This window comes from Bradyrhizobium sp. URHD0069 (genome assembly GCF_000701345.1).
GTDB lineage: Bacteria > Pseudomonadota > Alphaproteobacteria > Rhizobiales > Xanthobacteraceae > Bradyrhizobium.
Window position 1 is genome coordinate 108,312 of record NZ_JNIJ01000023.1, and the last position, 6,341, is coordinate 114,652.

Sequence of the window (6,341 nt, forward strand, 5' to 3'; positions counted from 1 at the left end):
CAACATCACTGGCGAATAATGCCGGGATCGAAAAAACAGGGAGAAAACTATGAAGAACGAGATCACCCGCCGCGACGCCCTCGCCTTGGGCGTTTCTGCCGCGGCCTTGGCCACGACCGGGGCGTCGGCTCAGCCCGCCGCCTCGGCCATCAAGGCCGCCGACGTCCCGGCGCCGAAGTTCGCCATCGAAAAAGGCGCGAGCCTGAAGATGCTGCGGCCTGTGCGGTTTGTGAAAGCGGACGAAGACGTATTCCGCGCCAACGCCGCGAAATTCACCGAGAAGATGGGCGTCGAGGTCAAGGTCGATTTCGTCGGCTGGGAAGACATCAACCAGCAGACCGCCGTGACGTCGAACTCAGGCGCCGGTCCCGATATTATCATCGGCTTCTCGGACGCGCCGCATATCTACGTCGACAAGCTGATCGAATTGACCGATGTCGCCGACTATCTCGGCAAGCGCTACGGCGGCTGGCAGCCGTTGGCCCAGAAATACGGCATGCGCCACAAGAGCAATGCTTGGATCGGACTGCCCTTCGGCGCGACCGCCGGTCCGCTGGTCTACCGCAAATCGATCCTGAAGTCGGTCGGCTTCGACACGATACCGGAGGACCATGCCGGAATCCTGGATCTTTGCCGCAAGCTGCAGAAAGCCGGCAAACCCGCGGGCTTCGCGCTGGGCAATGCCAAGGGCGACGGCAACGGCTTCGCCAACTGGGTGCTGTGGTCGCACAACGCTTCCCTGCTCGATGAGGAAGGCAACGTCACCATCAACAGCAAGGAGACCGTTGCAGCGCTCAAATATCTCAAGGAACTGTACCCCACCTTCATCGCCGGCACGCCTTCCTGGAACGACGTCAGCAACAACCGCGCCTACTCGTCCGGAGAAATTTCCCTGACCGCGAACGGCGTCTCGCTGTATTTCTCGCTGAAAAACGATCCCGCGACGGCGGCGATCGCAGAAGACACCGAGCATCAATTGCTGCCGAAGGGCGTGGCGAGGATGTCACCGATGGCGGGCCTGACGCTGAACGCGATGGTTTTCAAGCACAGCCAGTATCCCAATGCCGCCAAGGCATTCCTGCAGTTCATGCTGGAACGCGAGCAGTACGAGCCGTGGCTGAACGCCAACAGCGGCTATTGGTCCCAGCCGCTTGCCGCCTATGCCGACGCCGCGGTGTGGTCCAGCGATCCCAAGGTCAAGATCTTTAGGAACACCATGGCCAGTACCTATTACGATGGCTACAAAGGCCCGATCTCGACCGCGACCGGTGCTGTCACCGCCGATTACGTGCTGGTGCAGATGTGCGCGTCGGTTGCGACCGACGCTGCGACGCCGGAGGCCGCCGCTGCCGAAGCGGAGCGACGCACCAAGCGGTATTTCCGCCGCTGAGGACCGATCGGGCCGTCGTTGCAAGCGTAGCGAAGCAATCAAGAGCCACAGCAAAACTGGATTGCTTCCTCGCTGACGCTCCTCGCAAGGACGAAACTACATTCTGAGCAAGACTCCTAGGACGACGACATGTCTGTGACGACAGCGCTCTCTCGAGGTGCGGTTCAACAACAGCCGGGGTGGTTGGCACGGCTGTTCGACTATAAGCCATTCCTGATCGTCATCTGCCTGACGCCGGCGATCGGCCTGCTGCTGGTGTTCCTGACCTATCCGCTCGGACTAGGCGTCTGGCTTGCCTTCACCGACACCACGATCGGCCGGCGCGGCATTTATGTCGGACTGGAAAACTTCCAATACCTGCTGACCGATCCGCTGTGGTGGAACGCGGTGTTCTACAGCGTGTTCTATACGGCGATCGCGACCATCGGAAAATTCGCGCTGGGCTTCTGGCTGGCGATATTGTTGAACAACCATTTTCCTTTCAAGAGCCTGCTACGGGCGATCGTTTTGCTACCCTGGATCGTGCCTACGGTGCTCTCGGCGCTGGCGTTCTGGTGGATTTACGACCCGCAGTTCTCCATCATCTCCTATCTGCTCGTCGACGTGCTCCACATTCGCACTACCAACATCGACTTCCTCGGAAGCCCCTGGCCGGCGCGCTTCTCGCTGATCGTCGCCAACATCTGGCGCGGCATTCCCTTTGTGGCGATCTCGCTGCTGGCGGGCTTACAGACGATATCGCCGTCGCTCTATGAGGCCGCGATGCTGGATGGCGCGACAGCGTGGCAGCGCTTTCGCTACATCACCTTTCCGATGATGCTTCCTATTCTCGCGATCGTGATGACGTTCTCGATCATCTTCACTTTTACCGATTTCCAGCTGGTCTACGCCATCACCCGCGGCGGCCCCGTCAACTCCACCCATTTGCTGGCGACCTTGGCGTTCCAGCGCGGCATTGCCGGCGGCGAACTCGGCGAGGGCGCCGCGATCGCGGTGTCGATGATTCCGTTCCTGGTATTTGCGACGCTGTTCAGCTACTTCGGCCTCGCCCGCCGCAAATGGCAGCAGGGAGAGAGCAATGACTGAGGCCATAGCGCAGTCTGAAAAGTCCAGCAACGTTGCGAGTTCAACGCCCGACACCATGGAGTGGGATTCGCGGGCGCGACGAATGGTGATGATTTATCTGCCGCTGTCCTGTTTCGTGCTGATCCTGCTGTTTCCGTTCTACTGGATGGCCATCACCGCGTTCAAGCCGAATGCGGAACTGCTCAATTTCAAAGAGCACAACCCATTCTGGATCTCCTCGCCGACGCTCGCGCACATCAAGCACCTGCTGTTCAACACCGCCTATCCGCACTGGCTGATGACCACGATGTCGGTAGCCATCGGCTCCACGTTCCTTTCGCTGTTCGCCAGTACACTCGCAGCCTATGCGATCGAGCGTCTGCGTTTCAGAGGCAGCCCCTATGTTGGGCTCGGAATTTATATGGCATATCTTGTGCCGCCATCGATCCTGTTCATTCCGCTGGCGACCGTCGTGGTCCAGTTCGGCCTGTTCGACAGCCCTCTGGCGCTGATCCTGGTCTATCCGACGTTCCTGGTGCCGTTCTGCACCTGGCTGCTGATCGGATATTTCAAGTCGATACCTTATGAGCTGGAGGAATGCGCGCTAGTCGACGGCGCAACCCGTCTGCAGATCCTGCGGCGGATTACGCTGCCGCTTGCGGTCCCCGGATTGATATCGGCGGGTATTTTCAGTTTCACGCTGTCGTGGAACGAGTTCATCTACGCGCTGGCCTTCATCCAGAGCAGCGCCAACAAGACGGTCCCCGTCGCGATCCTGACCGAACTGGTTTCCGGCGACGTCTATCAATGGGGCGCGCTGATGGCGGGCTCCCTGCTCGGCTCGCTGCCGGTCGCGATCTTCTATTCGCTGTTTGTCGACTACTATGTCTCGTCGCTGACTGGAGCAGTTAAGGAGTGACACCGCGAGCGGCGGCCTTAAGCCGCGCGCTCGTCCACAGGCGTCACCTCCGTTTTACAAAACTGTCAGCGCGCTGTAACACGCGCTCCGCACAACCATCGCATGGTCACTTACAGGAGCCTTAACCATGCGCATGTCATTTCTCGCCTCCCTCGCATCGCTATTGCTGGCTTCGACCGCCGCGTTCGCGCAAGGCGAAGGCGAATTTCCAGCAACGCTTAAGGGGCACGCGGTGCTTCCCGCACAATCCTTTATTGATGCCCCCGCCGACGCGCCGACCGATCTAAAGACCTCAGGCAAATACACCACCGGCCGTCGCGTCGATGGCATCGGCAGCGTGATGGGAAAATCCTACGAGCGGCCGACCGGGGTGTCGCTGCCGTTCAAGGGCCAGCCGCTACAAGGCCATTCCGGAATCAAAGTGATGCCCGACGGTTCGTTTTGGGTGCTCACCGACAACGGCATGGGCTCACGCTACAACTCGCCGGATTCGATGCTGTACCTGAACCGCCACAAGATCGACTGGGCGACGGGCAAGATCGACCGCCAGGAAACGATCTTCCTGCACGACCCCGACAAGAAGGTGCCGTTCCGCATCCAGCATGAGGACACCGCGAAGCGCTATCTCACCGGTGCCGACTTCGATACCGAAGGCTTTCAGATCATCGGTGATGCGTTCTGGATCGGCGACGAGTTTGGCCCCTACATCCTGAAGGCCGACCGCAACGGCAAGGTACTGGCGGTATTCGACACCGTGGCCGACGGCAAGCCGGTGCGCTCGCCGGACCACTGGTCGGTGCAGTCGCCTGGCGCGCCGGGCGCAAGCTATACCACCGTCAATTTGCGCCGCTCCAAGGGCTACGAGGGCTTCGCCTCGTCGAAGGACGGCAAGTTCCTTTACGGGCTGCTCGAAGGCCCGCTCTGGGATGCCGAGAAGAAGGATTGGGAAAAGGTCGACGGCAAGGAAGCCGCGCGGGTTCTCGAGTTCGACGCCGTTGGGGAAAAATTCACCGGACGCTACTGGCAGTATGTGTTCGAGCAAAACGGCAACGCCATCGGCGACTTTAACATGATCGACGCCTCGAACGGCCTGATCATCGAACGCGACAACGGCGAAGGCACCGCGGACAAGGCTTGCCCGCAGGGCCAGCGCGGCGAAAGCTGTTTCGCTGACCTCGCGAAGTTCAAGCGCGTTTACAAGATTGAGCTCAGCGACGCCAACGCCGGCAAGCCGGTCCGCAAGATCGCCTATATCGACCTGATGAAGATCAGGGATCCCGACAAGAAGGCGCGCAAGCCGCTCAACGACGGCGTGCTGACGTTCCCGTTCTTTACCATCGAAAACGTCGACCGTGTCGACGAGACGCATATCATCGTCGGCAACGACAACAACCTGCCGTTCTCGTCGAGCCGCGATCCCAACAAGGCCGATGACAACGAGTTCGTGCTGCTTCAGGTCGGAGATTTCCTGAAGGCAAAGTAAGCGGCCGAGCAAACAAGAACCATCTCAGCGGCTGCAAGACGATCCCTCCCCTTTGGGGAGGGATTTTCTGTTTCCGGAAAACGCTTCAACAGGCTCAGCAGCGTCCCGGGCAAGCGGTCTCGTCACTGACCGGCACGGGTGAGGGAACCGCCAGGCCAGCCGTGCCTTGGGCGATGGCCGCCTCACCTCGCGGCTTGACGTTTACCCACAAGGATCAACTCAACCACGACCTTACTGCATTCGTTCGAACCTGAAAGACTAACCGGCAGAGGATGCTGCACAACTGATCCCCCATTCTCACGGGAGGACCACATGGGTGGTCGCCCGCACCACCGATGTTTTTTGACATGGAGGTTCACATGAAAGTTGTTCAAGTTACAGACATGTCACTCGCCTATCCCGTCACCTACTACCGGACCAAGACTGTCGACGGGATCAACATTTTCTATCGCGAAGCGGGATCGAAGGACGCGCCCGTTGTGTTGTTGCTCCATGGCTTCCCGACGTCGTCGCATATGTTCCGTAACCTGATCCCTGCCCTTGCGGATCGCTATCACGTCATCGCTCTGGATTATCCCGGCTACGGGCAGAGCGACATGCCCGACCGCGCGAAATTTGCCTATACCTTCGATAGCTTCGCACAGCTTGTCGATGGCCTGCTCGATCAACTCGGTGTCGCGCGCTACGCGATGTACGTCATGGATTACGGCGCTCCCGTGGGCTGGAGGCTGGCGCTGAAGCACCCCGAGCGGATCAGCGGCCTGATCGTGCAGAACGGCAACGCCTATGACGAAGGGCTGAAGGAGTTCTGGGATCCGATCAAGGCCTATTGGTCCGATCATTCCGAGGCCCACCGCAAGGCGCTGTATGGGCTGGTCGCTCCCGAGACGACAAAATTCCAGTACACCGACGGCATGTCCGATCTCAGCCGCATCGCGCCGGACAATTGGGTGCAGGACCAGGCGCTGCTCGATCGTCCCGGCAATGCCGAGATCCAGATGGATCTGTTCTACGACTATCGCACCAACCTGCCGCTCTATCCGAAAGTGCAGGCGTATTTCCGCAAACACCAGCCGCCGACGCTGATCGTGTGGGGCAAGAACGACAAAATCTTTCCGGCCGACGGCGCCCACCCCTACAAGCGCGACCTGCCCAAGGTCGAGTTTCACCTGATCGACAGCGGCCATTTTGCGCTCGAGGACAAGGCCGACGAGATGGTGCCGCTGATCCGCGACTTCCTCGAACGCAAGATCGCATAGGCCTGGTCGCCAGATTCTCTTCTTGAAGGAATTGTCATGTACACCACGCTCAACACGTTGGCCGCCACGATGGCCTGCATGATCTTCGCCGCTACCGCCTCTGCCCGCACTGGGTGATTGGTCACCAGACGGTGAGCTTTGTGGTGCCGCCGATGCCGGGCGAGCATCGCTGACGGGCAGCGATCTTCCTCCCTTCTCCACACCGCAGACCCACCACAGGAGACT

At 59.9% G+C, this 6,341-nt stretch carries 5 protein-coding genes; all 5 read left to right on the forward strand.

The window, feature by feature from the left end:
• Window positions 1-49: 49 nt before the first annotated feature.
• The 5 genes from N554_RS0115725 (at window position 50) to N554_RS0115745 (ending at window position 6,116) form a co-directional block, all read left to right on the forward strand.
• The gene (locus tag N554_RS0115725; RefSeq protein WP_029584342.1) at window positions 50-1,390 is read left to right on the forward strand and encodes an ABC transporter substrate-binding protein; all 1,341 of its coding nucleotides are present in this window, start codon (window positions 50-52) and stop codon (window positions 1,388-1,390) included.
• Window positions 1,391-1,519: 129 nt separating this feature from the next.
• Entirely contained in the window at window positions 1,520-2,476 is a 957-nt protein-coding gene (locus N554_RS0115730) for a carbohydrate ABC transporter permease (RefSeq protein WP_029584343.1), read from the forward strand.
• Between the two features lie 55 nt (window positions 2,477-2,531).
• Window positions 2,532-3,374, forward strand: a complete 843-nt coding sequence (locus N554_RS0115735) for a carbohydrate ABC transporter permease (protein WP_371259491.1) — start codon at window positions 2,532-2,534, stop codon at window positions 3,372-3,374.
• Between the two features lie 127 nt (window positions 3,375-3,501).
• Complete coding sequence (locus N554_RS0115740; protein WP_029584345.1) at window positions 3,502-4,857, forward strand: esterase-like activity of phytase family protein; 1,356 nt, start codon at window positions 3,502-3,504, stop codon at window positions 4,855-4,857.
• Between the two features lie 359 nt (window positions 4,858-5,216).
• Window positions 5,217-6,116 carry an alpha/beta fold hydrolase gene (locus N554_RS0115745; protein WP_029584346.1) on the forward strand — a complete coding sequence of 300 codons (900 nt, stop codon included), beginning with the start codon at window positions 5,217-5,219 and terminating at the stop codon, window positions 6,114-6,116.
• Window positions 6,117-6,341 lie beyond the last annotated feature (225 nt).

Bases quoted from the DNA above. Each gene is read 5' to 3' on its own strand.
- N554_RS0115725 (WP_029584342.1), top strand. From the start codon at position 50: ATGAAGAACGAGATCACCCGCCGCGACGCCCTCGCCTTGGGCGTTTCT.
- N554_RS0115735 (WP_371259491.1), top strand. From the start codon at position 2,532: ATGGAGTGGGATTCGCGGGCGCGACGAATGGTGATGATTTATCTGCCG.
- N554_RS0115740 (WP_029584345.1), top strand. From the start codon at position 3,502: ATGCGCATGTCATTTCTCGCCTCCCTCGCATCGCTATTGCTGGCTTCG.
- N554_RS0115745 (WP_029584346.1), top strand. From the start codon at position 5,217: ATGAAAGTTGTTCAAGTTACAGACATGTCACTCGCCTATCCCGTCACC.
- N554_RS0115730 (WP_029584343.1), top strand. From the start codon at position 1,520: ATGTCTGTGACGACAGCGCTCTCTCGAGGTGCGGTTCAACAACAGCCG.